This is a genomic window from Streptomyces sp. SP18BB07, from assembly GCF_036322545.1.
In the GTDB taxonomy this organism is placed as follows: Bacteria; Actinomycetota; Actinomycetes; order Streptomycetales; family Streptomycetaceae; genus Streptomyces; species Streptomyces deccanensis.
Genome location: NZ_JAQYWT010000333.1, coordinates 52,190 through 68,109, shown reverse-complemented (window position 1 = coordinate 68,109; position 15,920 = coordinate 52,190). Strand labels below are relative to the sequence as shown.

The 15,920-nt window shown below is 72.2% G+C and carries 17 protein-coding genes; 13 read left to right on the top strand and 4 right to left on the bottom strand.

All coding sequences use genetic code 11. From position 1 onward, the window contains the following. The first annotated feature begins 123 nt into the window (after positions 1-123). Together PUR53_RS25935 and PUR53_RS25930 are read left to right on the top strand one after the other, a co-directional pair. A complete protein-coding gene (locus tag PUR53_RS25935; protein WP_329896338.1) occupies positions 124-909 on the top strand; it encodes a YidC/Oxa1 family membrane protein insertase in 786 nt (261 codons plus the stop codon). 217 nt (positions 910-1,126) lie between these two features. Then, complete coding sequence (locus PUR53_RS25930) at positions 1,127-1,984, top strand: fumarylacetoacetate hydrolase family protein (protein ID WP_329896337.1); 858 nt, start codon at positions 1,127-1,129, stop codon at positions 1,982-1,984. Between the two features lie 123 nt (positions 1,985-2,107). On the opposite strand, the gene PUR53_RS25925 is transcribed toward PUR53_RS25930, so the two are convergent. Continuing rightward, positions 2,108-2,611: a heme-degrading domain-containing protein gene (locus PUR53_RS25925; RefSeq protein ID WP_329896336.1), complete on the bottom strand. Its 504-nt coding sequence runs from the start codon at positions 2,609-2,611 to the stop codon at positions 2,108-2,110. After that, complete coding sequence (locus PUR53_RS25920; protein WP_329909793.1) at positions 2,608-3,693, bottom strand: Gfo/Idh/MocA family protein; 1,086 nt, start codon at positions 3,691-3,693, stop codon at positions 2,608-2,610. The genes PUR53_RS25925 and PUR53_RS25920 overlap by 4 nt, the downstream gene beginning before the upstream one ends. Before the next feature lie 56 nt (positions 3,694-3,749). Between PUR53_RS25920 and PUR53_RS25915 the strand changes: the two genes are divergently transcribed. Next, positions 3,750-4,973 (top strand): ROK family transcriptional regulator, encoded by a 1,224-nt coding sequence (locus PUR53_RS25915; RefSeq protein ID WP_329909792.1) that lies wholly within the window; start codon positions 3,750-3,752, stop codon positions 4,971-4,973. A gap of 156 nt (positions 4,974-5,129) precedes the next feature. Here PUR53_RS25915 and PUR53_RS25910 read toward each other — a convergent pair whose 3' ends face one another. Then, positions 5,130-5,537 carry a winged helix-turn-helix transcriptional regulator gene (locus PUR53_RS25910; RefSeq protein WP_329909791.1) on the bottom strand — a complete coding sequence of 136 codons (408 nt, stop codon included), beginning with the start codon at positions 5,535-5,537 and terminating at the stop codon, positions 5,130-5,132. A gap of 64 nt (positions 5,538-5,601) precedes the next feature. Between PUR53_RS25910 and PUR53_RS25905 the strand changes: the two genes are divergently transcribed. Then, positions 5,602-6,465, top strand: coding sequence for an NmrA family NAD(P)-binding protein (locus tag PUR53_RS25905; protein ID WP_329909790.1), 864 nt, complete (start codon positions 5,602-5,604; stop codon positions 6,463-6,465). Positions 6,466-6,631: 166 nt separating this feature from the next. Here the strand turns inward: PUR53_RS25905 and PUR53_RS25900 are convergent, their stop codons facing one another. Next, positions 6,632-7,273: an ester cyclase gene (locus tag PUR53_RS25900; protein WP_443080359.1), complete on the bottom strand. Its 642-nt coding sequence runs from the start codon at positions 7,271-7,273 to the stop codon at positions 6,632-6,634. A gap of 1 nt (position 7,274) precedes the next feature. On the opposite strand from PUR53_RS25900, the gene PUR53_RS25895 reads away from it, so the two are divergent. The 9 genes from PUR53_RS25895 to sbnB all read left to right on the top strand — a co-directional run bounded on the left by PUR53_RS25895 (position 7,275) and on the right by sbnB (position 15,918). Further along, positions 7,275-7,478 (top strand): winged helix-turn-helix transcriptional regulator, encoded by a 204-nt coding sequence (locus PUR53_RS25895; RefSeq protein WP_443078082.1) that lies wholly within the window; start codon positions 7,275-7,277, stop codon positions 7,476-7,478. A gap of 178 nt (positions 7,479-7,656) precedes the next feature. After that, positions 7,657-8,478, top strand: a complete 822-nt coding sequence (locus PUR53_RS25890) for a cell wall protein (RefSeq protein ID WP_443080358.1) — start codon at positions 7,657-7,659, stop codon at positions 8,476-8,478. 44 nt (positions 8,479-8,522) lie between these two features. Then, a complete protein-coding gene (locus PUR53_RS25885; protein WP_329909788.1) occupies positions 8,523-8,798 on the top strand; it encodes a hypothetical protein in 276 nt (91 codons plus the stop codon). 137 nt (positions 8,799-8,935) lie between these two features. Further along, entirely contained in the window at positions 8,936-9,715 is a 780-nt protein-coding gene (locus tag PUR53_RS25880; protein ID WP_239754686.1) for an HAD-IIA family hydrolase, read from the top strand. Positions 9,716-9,872: 157 nt separating this feature from the next. Further along, complete coding sequence (locus tag PUR53_RS25875) at positions 9,873-10,793, top strand: hypothetical protein (protein WP_443080357.1); 921 nt, start codon at positions 9,873-9,875, stop codon at positions 10,791-10,793. A 9-nt stretch (positions 10,794-10,802) separates the two neighbouring features. Next, positions 10,803-11,513 (top strand): class F sortase, encoded by a 711-nt coding sequence (locus tag PUR53_RS25870; RefSeq protein WP_329896329.1) that lies wholly within the window; start codon positions 10,803-10,805, stop codon positions 11,511-11,513. Between the two features lie 516 nt (positions 11,514-12,029). Next, positions 12,030-13,052, top strand: coding sequence for a glycoside hydrolase family 6 protein (locus PUR53_RS25865; RefSeq protein WP_329909787.1), 1,023 nt, complete (start codon positions 12,030-12,032; stop codon positions 13,050-13,052). Between the two features lie 730 nt (positions 13,053-13,782). Continuing rightward, positions 13,783-14,730 carry a 2,3-diaminopropionate biosynthesis protein SbnA gene (gene sbnA, locus PUR53_RS25860; protein WP_329909786.1) on the top strand — a complete coding sequence of 316 codons (948 nt, stop codon included), beginning with the start codon at positions 13,783-13,785 and terminating at the stop codon, positions 14,728-14,730. A 180-nt stretch (positions 14,731-14,910) separates the two neighbouring features. Then, positions 14,911-15,918: a 2,3-diaminopropionate biosynthesis protein SbnB gene (gene sbnB / locus PUR53_RS25855; RefSeq protein WP_329909785.1), complete on the top strand. Its 1,008-nt coding sequence runs from the start codon at positions 14,911-14,913 to the stop codon at positions 15,916-15,918. The last annotated feature ends 2 nt before the right edge of the window (positions 15,919-15,920 follow it).

Below are 15,920 nucleotides of genomic sequence, written 5' to 3'. Positions count from 1 at the left end.
CTCCGGACCAGGGACCCGCTGTCCCTGGCCGAGGGCTGTGCCCCGCACGCGGGCCGTCGCGCCGAGTCCGGTCATCCGACCACCGCTCCCCGGCACGACGAGACCCCTGGAGGGCTCACACCCATGTCCGTTTTCGCCGACCTTGTCGCGCACCTCGCCGATCTGCTCCAGCCGCTGTTCCACGCCTCCGCGACCGCCTTCGCGATCGTCCTGTTCACGGCGCTCGTACGCCTGCTCGTGCACCCCCTGTCGCGGGCGGCGGCGCGCGGGCAGCGGGCACGGGTCGCGTTGCAGCCGCAGATCGCGGAGCTGCGGAAGAAGCACGCGAAGAACCCCGAGAAACTGCAGAAGGCGCTGCTGGAGCTGCACACGAAGGAGAAGGTGTCGCCGCTGTCCGGCTGCCTGCCCAGCCTCTGCCAGCTGCCGGCCTTCTTCCTCCTCTACCACCTGTTCTCCAACACCACGATCGGCGGCGAGGCCAACGCCCTCCTCACCCACCGGCTCTTCGCGGCCCCGCTCGGCGACCGCTGGGCCGACGCGCTGGGCGAGGGCGGGATGTTCGGGCCGCAGGGGCTCGTCTACGTGGGGCTGTTCGTGCTCGTCGCCGCCGTCGCGACCTTCAACTTCTGGCGTACGAAGCGGATGATGGCGGCGGGTGCGGCGGGCATGCCGGCCGTGTCGGACGAGCAGGTGCCCGGGATGGCGGCCGGGATGGGGGCCGTGGCCAAGTTCATGCCGTTCATGTCCTTCTTCACGCTGGTCAGCGTGGCGGTGGTGCCGCTGGCGGCCGCGTTGTACGTGGTGACCAGTACGACGTGGAGTGCGGTGGAGCGGGCGCTGCTGTATCCGCTGCCTTCCGCCGCTGCCGATGCCGCCGCCGGTACGTCCACGGCGGCGGCCACGCGGTAGGCCGCCGGCCCGGGTGGGCCGCCGGCCCGGGTGGGCCGCCGGCCCGGGTGGGCCGCCCGCCCGGGTGGGAGGTCGGCCCGGGTGGGACGTCGGGCGGGCGGTCCAGTCCGTGAACCGGGTCTTGCGGAGTGGACCGTTGACCTTGGACGATCGACCAGTCCTCCGATGGCTGCACCCATCGGTCGGGCGCGGTGGACGATCGAGGGAGATGGCGACCATGAAGCTGCTGCGAGTCGGTACGGCGGGTGCGGAGCGGCCCGCGCTGCTCGACGCCGACGGGGTCCTGCGGGACCTGTCGGGGATCGTGCCCGACATCGACGGCGCGCTGCTCGCGGACGAGGCGGCGCTCGGGCGGGTGCGGGAGGCGGCCGAGGGCGGCGCGCTGCCCGTCCTGGACGCGGCGGGGCTGCGGATCGGGCCGCCACTCGCCCGGATCGGCAAGATCGTCTGCATCGGGCTCAACTACCACGACCACGCGCGCGAGACGGGGGCCGAGCCGCCCGCCGAGCCGGTGATCTTCTTCAAGGCGGCCGACACGGTCGTCGGGCCCCATGACACGGTGCTCGTGCCGCGCGGGTCGACGAAGACCGACTGGGAGGTCGAGCTCGCGATCGTCATCGGGCGGACCGCGCGGTACGTCGAGTCGCGTGAGGCGGCCCTGGAGCATGTCGCCGGGTACGCCGTCTCGCACGACGTGTCCGAGCGGGAGTTCCAGCTGGAACGCGGGGGGACGTGGGACAAGGGCAAGAACTGCGAGACCTTCAACCCGTTGGGCCCGTGGCTGGTGACCGCCGACGAGGTGCCGGATCCGCAGAAGCTGGGGCTTCGGCTGTGGGTCAACGGGGAGCTGAAGCAGGACGGCACGACCGGGGAGCAGATCTTCGCGGTGAGTGAAGTCGTGCGGTACGTCAGTCAGTTCATGACGCTGTATCCCGGGGACGTCATCAATACGGGGACGCCGGCGGGGGTGGCTCTGGGGGAGCCCGAGCCGAAGCCGTTCCTGAAGGCCGGGGATGTGGTGGAGCTGGAGATCGACGGGCTCGGGCGGCAGCGGCAGGAGTTTGTGGGGGCGTAGGCGCTCCGCTGAGGGCCGGGTGCCCAAGGGGCGCGGGGCTGCTGTTTGTTGGCGACCGCGGGTGCGTCGTGGCTTGTCGCGCAGTTCCCCGCGCCCCTCAGGGCGCGGGGGACCCGGCAGTTGTCAGGCGCCCTTGAATCGGGTCAGGGCCTCCACCACCATCGCGTGGTCCTCCAGTTGGGGGAGGCCCGAGACCGTCACCGTGCCGATCACGCCTGCTCCCTCGACCGTCAGGGGGAAGGAACCGCCGTGCGCGGCGTACCGGTCGGGGTCCAGGCGGGAGGAGTCCTCGAAGGTCGTGCCCTTGGCGCGGAAGCGGGCGCCGACGAGGTACGACGAGGCGGCGTAGCGCTCCACGACCCGGCGTTTGCGGTCGATCCAGGCATCGTTGTCCTGGGTCGAGCCGGGGAGGGCGGCGTGGAAGAGCTGTTGGGGGCCGCGGTGGATGTCGATGGCGACGGGGGCGTTCCGCTCGCGAGCCAGCTCCACGAGCAGTGAGCCCAGGGTCCAGGCGTCCTCGTGGGTGAAGCGGGGGAGCACCAAGTCGCGCTCCTGGGCTTCGAGTTCCTCGATGGTGGGGGCGGCCGGGGTGGCGTTCGTCGTGGGGGTGGCGTCGTCGGTCGTCACAGCTGCACCGCCACGCCCTCGGCCGCCGACTTCCGGGCCGCTTCCAGTACGTCGAGTGCGGCTGCGGCCTCGTACGCCGTGACCGGGTTGTCGCCGGTGCCACGCAGGGCGGCGGCAACGGCCGTGTAGTACGCGGGGTAGTCGCCGGGGAGGGTCGGTACGGGGCGGCCGCCGCCGGTGAGGGGGGAGTCGCCGGCGCCGACGTGGCCCCACTGGTCCTCGGGCTCCCGGCCCCAGGCGGCGCCGGGGGTGGGGCGCTCGCCCTCGCGGAGGGCCGCTTCCTGCGGGTCGAGGCCGTACTTGACGTAACCCGCCTCGGAGCCCAGCACGCGGAAGCGCGGGCCGAGTTGGGGGGTGACGGCGGAGGCGTAGAAGTGGGAGCGGACGCCGTTCGCGTGCGTCACGGCGATGAAGGTGTCGTCGTCGGTCTCGGCGCCGGGGCGGCGGAGGTCGGACTCGGCGTACACCAGGGTGGCGGGGCCGAAGAGGGTGAGGGCCTGGTCCACGACGTGGCTGCCCAGGTCGTAGAGGAGACCTCCGATCTCTGCGGGGTCGCCGGACTCGCGCCAGCCGCCCTTGAGTTGCGGGCGCCAGCGTTCGAAGCGGGACTCGAAGCGGCGGACCTCGCCCAGTTCGCCGTCGGCGAGGAGGGCGCGGAGGGTCAGGAAGTCGTTGTCCCAGCGGCGGTTCTGGAAGACGGAGAGGAGCAGGCCGCGCGAGTCCGCGAGGGCGGCCAGCTCACGCGCCTCGGCCGCCGTACCGGCCACGGGCTTGTCGACGACGACCGGGAGTCCCGCCTCCAGGGCGGCGGTGGCGATCGGGACGTGCGTCTTGTTCGGGGAGGCGACGACGACCAGGTCCAGCTCGTCCGCCCGGGCCCACAGCTCGTCCGCCGTGGCCGCGAACCGTACGTCCGGGAACTCGGCGCGGGCCTGTGCCTGGCGCTCCGCGTTCGACGTGACGACCGTGTCGAGGGTCAGGCCCTCCGTCGCGGCGATCAGCGGGGCGTGAAAGACGGAGCCGGCGAGGCCGTAGCCGACGAGGGCGACGCGGAGGGGCCTGTCTGTGCTGGTGCCTGTCATGCCCTCCACTTAAGCAACGCTGTTGCCAAAGTGCAAGCGCGAGGGACAATGGGGGTGTGGACGGCAACGGGATCGGTGACGGGTTCGGCGGCGGGAGTGGGAACGGCGGCGCGAACGGGGGTGGTCTCGGCCGGGGCGGCGGTGTGGCCGGGGTGAATCTGCTCGCGTTGCGCAGTCACAACGGGGCGCTGGTCCTGGATCTGCTGCGCAGGGCCGGGACGGCCGGGATAAGCCGGCTGGAGCTGGCCGAGCGGACCGGACTCACCCCGCAGGCCGTCAGCAAGATCACCGCTCGGTTGCGCGCGGACGGGCTGGTGACGGAGGCGGGGTACCGGGCGTCCACCGGTGGCAAGCCGCGCACCGTCCTGCGGCTCGTGCCCGATGCCGGGCACGCGGTCGGCCTCCACCTCGACCGCGACGAGCTGAGGGCCGTGCTCTGCGATCTGACCGGCGCGGTCGTCGCGCGGCGACGGGCCCCGCTGGACCTGGGGGCCGGGGCGGACAACGTGGTCGAGGGCGCGGCCCGCGAGGTGGAGGCGCTGCTGGTCGGGGCGAGCGAGGGGCGCGGGGCCGTCGCCTCCGCCTCCGCCTCCGCCGGCGAGGCGGCCCCTCAGCTCCCCGTGCTCGGCGTCGGTGTCGCCCTGCCCGGGCCTCTCGATCATCTGCACGGGGTGCTGCACCGGGTCACCGGGTTTCCGGAGTGGGACGGGTTCCCGCTGCGGGCGGCGCTCGCGCGGCGGCTGGGGGTGCCGGTGGTGGTGGACAAGGACACCAACGCGGCGGCCCTGGGGCTCGCGGCGGCCGCCGGCGCGCACGGGTCCTTCGCCTACCTCCACCTCGGTACGGGGCTGGGTGCCGGGCTCGTGATCGACGGGACCGTCCACCGGGGGGCCCGGACCCGGGCCGGGGAGTTCGGGCACCAGGTCGTCCAGTTGGACGGGCCGATGTGCGAGTGCGGGAACCGGGGCTGCGTCGAGGCGTTGTGCCTCGCGGCGGTGGCGCGGGGGGACGTCGAGGAGGCGGCGCGGGTGCTCGGGACGGGGGCCGCGAACCTCGTGGGGCTCCTCGACATCGAGGTCGTGCTGCTGGGCGGGCGCACGATCGAGGCCCAGCCCGAGGTGTTTGTGCGGGGGGTCGGGTTCGTGCTCGATGAGTGGGCTCGGCTGCAGGGGGAGGACCCGGCCGTGCCTGTGCGGGTTGTCGAGGGCGGGGCGTCGGCGGTGGCGGAGGGGGCGGCTCAGCTGCTGCTCGCGCCGTTGTTCGGGCGGGAGGATGGGTGAGGGTGCGGGGGGCGGGCGCGCGGACGCCGTGGGGATCCGTTGGTGGGCGGCTGCGGGTTGTGTGGGGTTGCTCGCGCAGTTCCTCGCGCCCCTGAAAACGTGCCGCTCGCGCGGCTATTAGGTGTACGGCTGCTGCGCTGACGGCTACGGCTACGGCTACGGCGTCGCCACCGGCCTGTCGGAGGGCGCCGGCGCTTCAGCCGGTTCGGCGTCCTCCGTGTCGGCGGCAGCCGTGTAGCACTGGGGGTCCTGGAAGCTCTCCCCCCATTCCGCCATCGCGTCCAGAACCGTGCGCAGTCGCTGCCCGAGCGGTGTGAGCTCGTACTCGACGCGCGGCGGTACCTCCGCGTGGACGGAACGAGTCACGATCCCGTACGCCTCGAACCTCCGCAGACGGCTGGTCAGCGTGTGCGGACTGATCCCGGGCAGCGCGGCGCGCAGTTCGGTGAAGCGGCGCCTGCCGGGCAGCAGCTCCCGCACGACCAGGGTCGCCCATGGCCCTTCCAGTACGGCCAGGAACCGGGCGACCCCGCACTCGGGAAGCGGTGGAACGTTCGTCGTCATACATCGGACACTAGCCCAATGGTGCAGTTGATGTAACCGATGCACCCTGTGCACTAATGGCGTCATGAGCTACGTCATCCACGGCGCCGCGGGCGCCCAGGGCAACCCCCTCCTGTCCCAGCTGAAGACCGCCGGCAAGCCCGTCGTCGCGGTGGGCCGCAAGTCTGGTACCCACCCGGACGGCACCCCGGTCGTCGCGGCCGACTACACCTCCGTCCAGCAGTTGGCGAGCGTCTACGCGGGTGCCGACGGCGTCTTCGTGCACCTGCCCGTCGTCTCGGAGGAGGAGCGGCTGGCTTACGCGCGCAACATCGTCGCCGCCCTCTCCGAGGCGAGGCCCCGTCGGGTGGTGGTCTCCACCAGCGGCGCCCTCATCGACAGCGCCCACCCGCAGCTCCGGGCCCCGGACGACTCCGCCGTTCACACCCTCGTACGCGGCCTGGAGGAGACCGGTCTGTCGTACGCGGTGATCGCTCCCCGGCTCTTCCTCGAGAACCTGCTTCTGCCGCCGATCCTCGACGCCGTGCGCACCGAGGGAGTGCTGCGCTACCCGCCGGCCGCGGACTTCCCCGTCTCCTGGTCGTCGCACCTGGACAACGCCGACGTCGCCGCCGCGCTGTTCGACCGCCCCGACGTCACCGGCACGATCGCCGTGGGACAGCACCCGGGGGTCACGGGTCCCGACCTCGCCCGGGCCTTCACCGACCACCTCGGCCGGCGCGTGTCCTACGAGCCCCTCTCGCCCCAGGCGTTCGGCCACCTGCTCGTCCCCCTGATCGGAGACGCGGGCGCGGCCGCGGTCACCGCACTGTACGAGGGCCTCGCCACCGTGCCGGACCACACCATCAGCGCACACAACAGCGCCCAGCGGCTGCTGGGCCTGACGCCGCGCACCACTGGTCAATGGCTCACGCAGATCGGCCTGTAGCCGACGCGCCCGTCCGCGACAAAGAGAGAACGTGACACCGGAAGTCGTGCACGAACGCTTCACCCGGTGCACCTCTGTCGGGAGACGGGACCCCCGTCACGGCAGCGGCGGCCGTATCGACCTTCTCGATGCGGCCGCCGCTTGCGGTTCGGTGTCGGTGGCACGGTCACGAACCGGTGGGGTCCGGGCGCAGTTGGCTGGTGAGGGTGAGCAAGTCTTCGACGTGGCGTTGTGCGGTGAAGGCACCGTCGCCGACGGTGAACAGGTCGGTGCCGACGAAGTCCACGCGGGCACCGGCTGCCGGGGTGCCGAGGAACGCTGCGCCGGTGTGGGTACCGGTGAACCGCCAGTACAGCAGCGCCTCGTCGGTGCCGACCGGGGTGAGTCGCTCGATGGTGTGCCGGCCGTCGGGAAACGCCGCCGCCAGCGCGGTCAGCAGCATGACGAGGACGTCGCGGTCGCCGGCCTCCTCGCCGAAGCCTGCGGGGCGGTTGTGGTCGCGGAAGTCCTCGGCCAGGTGGGCCCGTACGCGTTCGGGGTCGAACGGACGGGCGTCGACGGCGGCGTAGAAGGAGCGGGCCAGTGCGCCGGCGGCGCTGGGTGAGGTGCCGTCGCTGTGCGGGTCCGGCAGGGTGACGGGCCGGCCCGGGGTGGGCCAGTGCAGGGGGACGCCGGCGGTGTCTAAGGTCTGCCGGGCGTGGCCGCGGTCTTCGGTGTAGTGCGCCCAGCCCTCGGCGTGCACAGCCACCACGAGGGGGGCGCCGAGCAGGCGGCGGGCCTCGACGGCCTGGGCCGCGGTCAGCGACAAGATGCTCGCGCAGACTCTGCGCGAGCTCGAAGCCGGTGGACTGATCACCCGCACCGTGCACGCCAGCCGCCCACCGACGGTGCAGTACGCCCTGACCGACCTCACCCGTGGCGCCACCACCGCACTGCGCCACCTGCACGACTGGGCCGAGCAACACACCAGCGACTACGCCCACCACCGGCATACGCACACACCCCACCCGTAGGTGACAGTCCCCAGCCCCCAACCCCCCAGCCCCCACCCCCCAGCCCCCAACCCCCCGGGGCCCCCTTTCTCGGAGTGGGCCGGCGGCTCCGCTGATCGAGCGGAGATTCGGGCTGATTCCGTGGGGCCGGGGCGTGGCGGGGCTTTCCCGGGCGGGTCGGTGGCATGGTCATGTGTTCATGCGACTGTGTACGTGCCTGACCCTTGCCCTCGCCGCCGCAGCCGCGCCCGTCAGTGGTCCAGCGGCGGCGGCGCCCGCGTCCGTGCCCGTGTTGGACGCGCGGCGACCCAGTTGCGTCGGTGACGACAGCGGCGCCTTCCCCATCCGGACTCGTATCCGCGGCGGCCCCGCCACGTACGTCGCCGGCGGCGGTTTCCACACCTGGGCGGTCGAACTCACCAACACCACCTCCCGGACCTGCGCGAACATCCATCCCGTGGTCGTGCTGGTCGACGACGCGCGCACGCTGAAACGGACACAGCCGCAGCTGGAGTTCTACGACGACGCCGAGGACACCACCTCCCGGCCGGTGACCTTCGAGCGGACCGACGCGGACGAACTGGTCGGGGTTCTCGGCGGGGACGGGGACGGTGGCGGAACCGGATTCACCGTGCCGCCCGGCCGTACCGTCGCCGTCAGGGTCCGCCTCTCCCTCACCTCCGACGCGGCCGTGCCGAACGAGGTCGTGGCGAACGCGGCCGTGGTCGAGCGACGCGGTGACGACGGTGCGTGGGTGGGGGAGTCGAACGACTACCGCTTCCGGATCACCGACGGGGAGGACGGGGAGGAGGCGGAGGAGGGGGAGGGGGTGGAGGCCGACCAGGACGGTGGCGGCGCGGCGAAGGAAGGCGGCGGCGCGGCCGTACCGGACGAGCGGCGGCTGCACCCCGAGGAACTGGCCGCCTCGGGCATGCGTGAGGCCCTCCCGTACGTGACCGGACTCCTGCTCCTGGCCGCCGGCGGCTTCCTGACAGCAACGGTCCGCAGACGAGCCCGCTGACCACACTCCGCCAACCACACTCCGCCAACCACACTCCGTTGCCGTTGCCGTTGCCCGCGCCGACGCCGACGCCGACGCCGACGCCGACGCCGACGCCGACGCCGACGCCGACGCCGACGCCGACGCCGACGCCGACGCCGACGCCGACGCCGACGCCGATGCTCGGGCGGACGCCCACGCCCGCGTCGCTGCCCGCGCCGACGTCGATGGCCGCCGCGCTGCTGCCGCCGCTGACCCCGGCCCTCCACGCCGACCCCGCCGCCCGCGCCGCTCGCGCCGAGGGTGACTCGCCGGCCCACCCCGTCCCACACCCCCGCTGACCTGAAGCGACCGCGGTCTCAGCGGCCAAGATCGGCCTCCTCTTTTCGGCCAGGGCTCACTAGGGTTGGGGCGGACCCGGCCGTACGGATGTACGCACGTACGGCAGGTATCGACAGACGCCGGCAGGAGATCGCACATGGCAGAGCGCAAGCCCATCGAGTCGTGGCTCACCGACATGGACGGGGTGCTCATCCATGAGGGCGTGCCCATCCCCGGCGCCGACGCCTTCATCAAGAAGCTCCGCGAGTCCGGACGCCCCTTCCTCGTGCTCACCAACAACTCCATCTACACGGCCCGCGACCTGCACGCCCGCCTCTCCCGCATGGGCCTGGACGTGCCGGTGGAGAACATCTGGACCTCGGCCCTCGCGACCGCCCAGTTCCTGGACGACCAGCGGCCCGGCGGCACGGCGTACGTCATCGGCGAGGCCGGTCTGACGACGGCGCTGCACGACATCGGGTACGTCCTCACCGACCACCAGCCCGACTACGTCGTCCTCGGCGAGACCCGCACCTACTCCTTCGAGGCCATGACGAAGGCGGTACGGCTGATCAACGGCGGCGCCCGCTTCATCGCCACCAACCCCGACGAGACCGGCCCCTCCACCGAGGGCCCGCTGCCCGCGACCGGCGCCGTGGCCGCGCTGATCACCCAGGCGACCGGGCAGAAGCCGTACTTCGCCGGCAAGCCGAACCCGCTCATGATGCGCACCGGCCTGAACGCGATCGGCGCGCACTCCGAGACCAGCGCGATGATCGGCGACCGCATGGACACCGACGTCCTCGCGGGCATCGAGGCCGGGATGGAGACCTTCCTCGTCCTCACCGGTCTGACCACCCCCGAGCAGATCGAGAAGTTCCCCTACCGCCCCTCCACGGTCGTGAACTCGATCGCGGACCTCGTGGACCGTCTCTGACACTCGGGCTCCGACACTCGGGCGAGGCCGCTGAGTCGCCGCCCGGCCCCGGATAAACCCCCTGGCACCCGTACGGAGCAGCCGGGACGCCTCCCCGGATGCGTCCCGGCGTACGCCGGGGGAGTCTCGGGGTGTCTGGAGGTTCACCATGGGCTCAGTGCGAGTCACTCTCTGTGCCGGGGCGGTGGTCGCGACGGCGTTCGCCGCGTCGGCGCCCCCGGCCCACGCGGCCGACTCGGGGAACGTCTCGGGGAACGTCTCGGTGGTGCCGGCCTCACCGGCCCCCGGCACCGACATTCAGGTGCGGGCCGGCGGCTGCGGCGGGAAGACGGGGGCGGCCACCTCGACCGCGTTCGTCGCCGACGCGCAGCTCACCCAGCTCACCGGCAGGACCCTCGGCACACTCGCCGGGGAGACCCGCGTCCGCTCCTCACTCGGTCCCGGCACCTACGAGGTACGCATCACCTGCGCCGGCAGGGCGGACAAGCTCACGGCGACGATCAGGGTCGGCGACGGGAAGCCCACGAACAAGTTCGGCGACGGGAGGCCCACGACAGCCCCCGGATCCTTGACGACCCTCGGGTCCCTGGCGGGTACCGGCCCCCTTGCGGATACAGGATCCTTGGCGGACACCGGATCCTTGACGGACACCGGATCCTTGACGGACACCGGATCCTTGACGGGCATCGGGTCCCTGGCAGACATCAGCCCCGCGACCGGCACCAGCCCCGCGACCGGTACCAACCCCCCGACCGGCACCAGCCCCCCACCAACCAAAGCACCCCGGCCCGAACCACCCCCGGCGGCCGAGCCCCCCGCCGACCGGCGGCCCTCCGCGCCCTCCTCCCCGGTCGCGCCCGTCCGTGCGGGCGGCGGTGGAGCGGCGGAGCAACTCGCGTTGGCGGCCGACCCGGTCGACGCGCGGGCCTCCGCCGATCCGGCCAACTCCATGGACGACGCCCGGCACACCGGACCCGGCACCCGCCACGCGGTGGTCGGACTGGTCCTCGCCGGGGTCGCGGCGGTGGCGGTCGTGGCGCGCGGCGCGCGCCGGGGCCGCGGTCGCCGCACGGAATAGGGGGGCGCCATGTCCGGACGGGACTACTCAGACAACGGCGGTGGCGGCGAAGGCGGGTTCGGGGGAGGGGCCGGCGGCGGGACCGGTCGGGTCATCGCCGGAGTCGCGTGGGCCGTACTGCTGCTCGCGCTGTGGCTGTGGGGCCGTGAGGTCACCGATGTACGGCCGGGCACTTCCGCGCCGACCACCGGCGACGTGGCGGCCGTCGGGCGGCCCGCCCAGGCCGAACTGCCGCCCGCCGCCGAGCCGTTGAAGGGTGCGAAGCCGCAGCGGCTGGACATTCCCTCGATGGGCGTGCAGGCGCCGGTCGTGGCGCGCGGCCTCGACCGGGACGGGGCGGTCGAACCGCCGTCCTACGCCCAGCCGGGCGTCGTCGGCTGGTACGCGGGCGGTGCGCGGCCCGGCGCGACGGGCGCCGCGCTGTTCGTCGGGCACGTCGACACCGAGACCCGGCCGGCCGTCTTCTACAAGCTGAGCGCGCTGCGCGTCGGCGACAAGGTCCGGGTGGCCCGCAGCGACGGCCGGATGGCCGAGTTCACCGTGGACGACGTCCAGGTCATCGGCCGCGACGAGTTCGACGCCCGACAGGCCTACGGCGTACGGCAGTCGGGGCGCGCCGAACTCCGACTCGTCACCTGCGGCGGCACGTTCGACAAGGCGAGCCGGACGTACTCGGCCAACGTCGTCGTCAACGCCTATCTGAGCGGCACGGGACCATGACCGGCACGGGACCATGACCGGCGCGGGACTGTGACCGGCGCGGGACTGTGGTCGGCACAGCGGACAGCGGGACTTTGACCGGAAAGAGACCAGCGCCAAGGCCCCGGTGCTACGTGACCCCCGCACCTGCGAAGTCCGCGTGCTCCCGGCCCGGTCGGCGACCCGCTCCCCCCGGGGCCGCCGGCCGGGCCGGTCCTCGACCGCGGGGGCTCGGGTCGCGGGAGTGACCCGGCGCCGACGCGGGAGGTCTGGGTGCGCGGTGCCCACAGAGGGGCGTGACGGGGGCCGTTCGACTGCGACTCTAGAGCGTGGGGGCGTCACCGGCTAGGGGTTGTTTGACGCCAAGTCGACGGCCCGTGACGCTCTGTCAGGGGATCAGGTGGCGGCGGTGCGGGGCGGTTTCGCGTCACGCCTGCCCTGCCGGGGCCGCCCGGTGGGTGGCGACGACCTCGTTGGCGAGGCGGGATTTATGCCAGGATTGGGGCTTACGACACGGTGCACCCAAGGGGGAGTTGGATGTACGGCAGTAGGGGGGCCGGGGTTCGGGCGTCCGTGGCGGTGGTGGGGGTCGCGTTACTGCTCGCCGGTTGTTCCGGGGGGGACGACGGTGACGGGGACAAGGGCCGGGACTCCGGTTCCGGCATCACCCAACAGCCGAACGGCACGGACCCGTTCTGGGTCAATCCGAAGGGGAACGCGGCGGCGCAGGTGGCCGCCTACGAGAAGGCCGGCAAGGATGAGGACGCCAAGCTGATCCGCAGGATCGCCGAGCAGCCGACCGGTGAGTGGATCGGCCCGGAGAACCCGGAGCGGGAGGCCGAGGGCTTCACCGAGGCCGCGGAGAAGGCCGACCGGGACGCCGTCCTCGTCCTCTACAACATCCCGCACCGCGACTGCGGCCAGTACTCCGGCGGTGGCGCGGCCGACGGCGACGCGTACCGGGCGTGGATCGACGGCGTGGCCCGGGGCATCGGGGACCGTCCGGCCACCATCGTCCTGGAGCCCGACGCGGTGCTCCACGTGGTGGACGGCTGTACGCCGGAGGAGTTCCACAAGGAGCGCTACGACCTGCTGAAGGGCGCGATCGAGACGCTGGGCGCGCTGAAGAACACGAAGGTCTACCTGGACGCGGGCAACGCCGGCTGGGGGGACCCCGAGGAGATCTACGACCCCCTCAAGTGGGCGGGCGTAGAACAGGCCGACGGCTTCGCCGTCAACGTCTCGAACTTCTACACCACCGAGGACTCCATCGAGTACGGCAAGCAACTCTCCTCGAAGATCGGGGACAAGCCCTTCGTCATCGACACCAGCCGCAACGGCAACGGCCCCTGGGACGAGGGCGACGAGGACGAGCGCTGGTGCAATCCGCCGGGGCGGGCCCTCGGGGAGTCCCCGACGACGAAGACCGCGGATCCGCTCGTGGACGCGTATCTCTGGGTCAAGCGCCCGGGAGAGTCCGACGGGGAGTGCAAGGGCGGGCCGAAGGCGGGGGAGTGGTGGCCGGAATACGCCCTTGATCTGGCCAAAGCGTCCGGATGACGATGGCGTCCATGAACTTAGGCTTGCCTACGTCAGCCCTTAACGCTGCTGTCATAGACCCGTCACGGATCGTGGGCTAAAGTTTCTTCAAGATCACGGATGGGCGTCGAGGCGCCGGTCCGTGACGCAAGGGCAACACGGTTGCCACCAACGGGGGAAGGGGAAAGGCGTGCATGTCACGCGTGCGGTCGCCGCGCCGAGGGAATGCCGCTCCGGGCCGTCGGGGGCTTCGGTCCGCGAGCAGACGGACGAGCACTTAACACGTGCCGTCGCCCTGCCGGCAGGGCGGGCGGAGCTCCGTCTCCATCGCGGTGACGTCCCCCTGACAAGCCGCTTGCTGTCGGCGACTCCTCTCATCCGGGAAGGCCCCAGTGTCGCCGCCCGGACCGGTTCCTGTCCGTCCGGGCGCTGTCGGGCGCACATCCGACCCTGTCGCACCGGGCCGCTCTCCGGTGCGCCGGGCGCCTTCGACGGCTGAGGCCGCGCCCTTCTGACCTCCGGTCCGGCGGGGTGGGCGGCACAGCACTCCGTCGGCGAACCCCGGATCACCTCCGCGTCACGTCCTCCGATGGCCATGCGCGCAGTTTTGGCATGCCCATGTCCAAAAATGGTTCATGGGCACACCCGTGCCGACACCGCGTCCAGGGTGTCGTAGCCATGCCGCCGGAGGCCGCCATCGCACGCACTCGTACCACCTCCGTCACGTTCGACCCGTTACCGAAGGTGCTCGATGATCTTTCGTCATGCGTATGACCTGGTACTCGACGACCTCTTCCTCGACCTGAGCGGTTTCATCGGCGACGTCGATCTCACGCTCAAGATCGAAGGACTCAACCCCGCGGGATCCATCAAACTGAAGGCAGCCGTGGGCCTGCTGGAGGACCTGGAGAGCCGTGGCGTCCTCAAGCCCGGCGGCCGGGTCATCGAGTCGTCCTCCGGCAACCTCGGTATCGCGCTGAGCTCGGTCTGCGCGGCCCGCGGCTACCAGTTCACCTGTGTCGCGGACCCCAACACCGCGTCCATGAGCCTCCGTCTGATGCGGGCGTACGGCGCCGAGGTCGTCGTCGTCGACCGCAGGGACGCCAACGGCGGCTTCCTGCAGTCCCGTATCGACCACATCCACGCCCGGCTGCGCGAGGACCCGGAGCTGGTGTGGCCCAACCAGTACGCCAACGAGGCCAACCCGCGGGCCCATTACCGGCGCACCGCCCCGGCCCTGCTCAAGGAGAGCGAGGTCGACCTGCTCTTCGTGGGCGCCGGCACCACCGGCACGCTCATGGGCTGCGCCGAGTACTTCCGCGAGTACTCGCCCGGGACCCGGATCGTCGCCGTCGACTCGGTCGGCTCGGTCACCTTCGACTCCCCGCCCGCCCGCAGGCACATCCCCGGTCTGGGCACGAGCCGCCGTCCGGAGATCTTCCGTGACGGCCTCGTCGACGAGGTCGTCATGGTGCCGGAGGCCGAGGCGGTGCGCATGTGCCGACGGCTGGCGACCCAGCGGGGAGTCCTCGCCGGCGGCTCCACCGGGTCGGTGCTCGCCGCCGTCGCGGCCAGGCGCCACGAGATCCCCCCGGGCGCGTCGGTGGTCGCCATCAGCCCGGACCTCGGCGAGCGCTACCTCGACACGATCTACGACGACGCCTGGGTCGACGAGCGCTTCGGCCCCGCCGACGACTGACCACTCCGGCGCCCCACCGAACAACCACTCCGGCGCCCCACCGACCGACCGCTCCAGCGTCTCCCCGTCTCACCGTCTCCCCGTCTCACCGTCTCGCCGCGCAGGGCCCCATCACGTCATCACGTCATTGCGTCATCGCCCCACCGCGCGACCAGTCCAGCAGCAGTTGAAGGAGTCACCATGTTCGAATTTGATGTCGTCGGCGGCCGTACGGTCCAGGACATCGTCCGGGACAGCCGTCAGGACATCGTCCGGGTCGTGCGCGACACCTATCTCGCCCACCACGCCGGGCGTTCCGTGAACCCGGACAGCTACTTCCTCCGCTTCCCCGAGAAGCCGGGGGACCGGATCATCGCCCTGCCCGCCTACCTCGACGGTGAGCGCGAGGTCGCCGGCATCAAGTGGATCGCGAGCTTCCCGGCCAACATCCAGCGCGGCATACCCCGGGCCTCCGCCACGCTCGTCCTGAACGACGCCGAGACCGGCTACCCGTTCGCGCTCCTGGAGGCCTCGCAGATCAGCGCCGCCCGCACGGCCGCGTCGGCCGTCCTCGCGGCGAACGTCCTCGCCGGGGAGCGCAGAGGCGGCCGGCTCGCGGTCGTGGGCGCGGGCATCATCGCGCGCAACATCCTGGAGTTCTTCCACGCCGAGCAGTGGTCGTTCGAACAGGTCGCGGTGCACGACCTGAGCCAGGAGTACGGCAGCGCGCTGGCGGCCCACGCCACCGAGCGGCTGGGGTACCCGGCGTCCTATGCCGGCACCCTCCAGGAGGCCGTGTCCGGCGCCGACCTGGTCGTCTTCGCGACCACGGCCGGGGAGCCGTACGTCCTGGACGCCGACGCCTTCGCCCCCGGGCAGATCGTCCTCAACATCTCCCTGCGGGACATCGGCCCCGAGACCATCGCCGACTCGTACAACGTGCTGGACGACGTCGACCACTGCCTGAAGGCCGACACCTCGCCGCATCTGGCCGAACAGAAGTACGGCAACCGGGACTTCATCACCGGCACCCTCGCCGAGGTGATCAACGGGGAGGCCGTGGTCGGCGCGGACAAGCCGGTCATCTTCTCCCCGTTCGGCCTGGGCGTCCTGGACCTCGCCGTGGGCCTCGAAGTGCACCGCGTGGCCGCCGGGTCCGGCCGCGCCACCGCCATCGCCGACTTCTTCGGGGAGACGGAGCGGTGGTGACG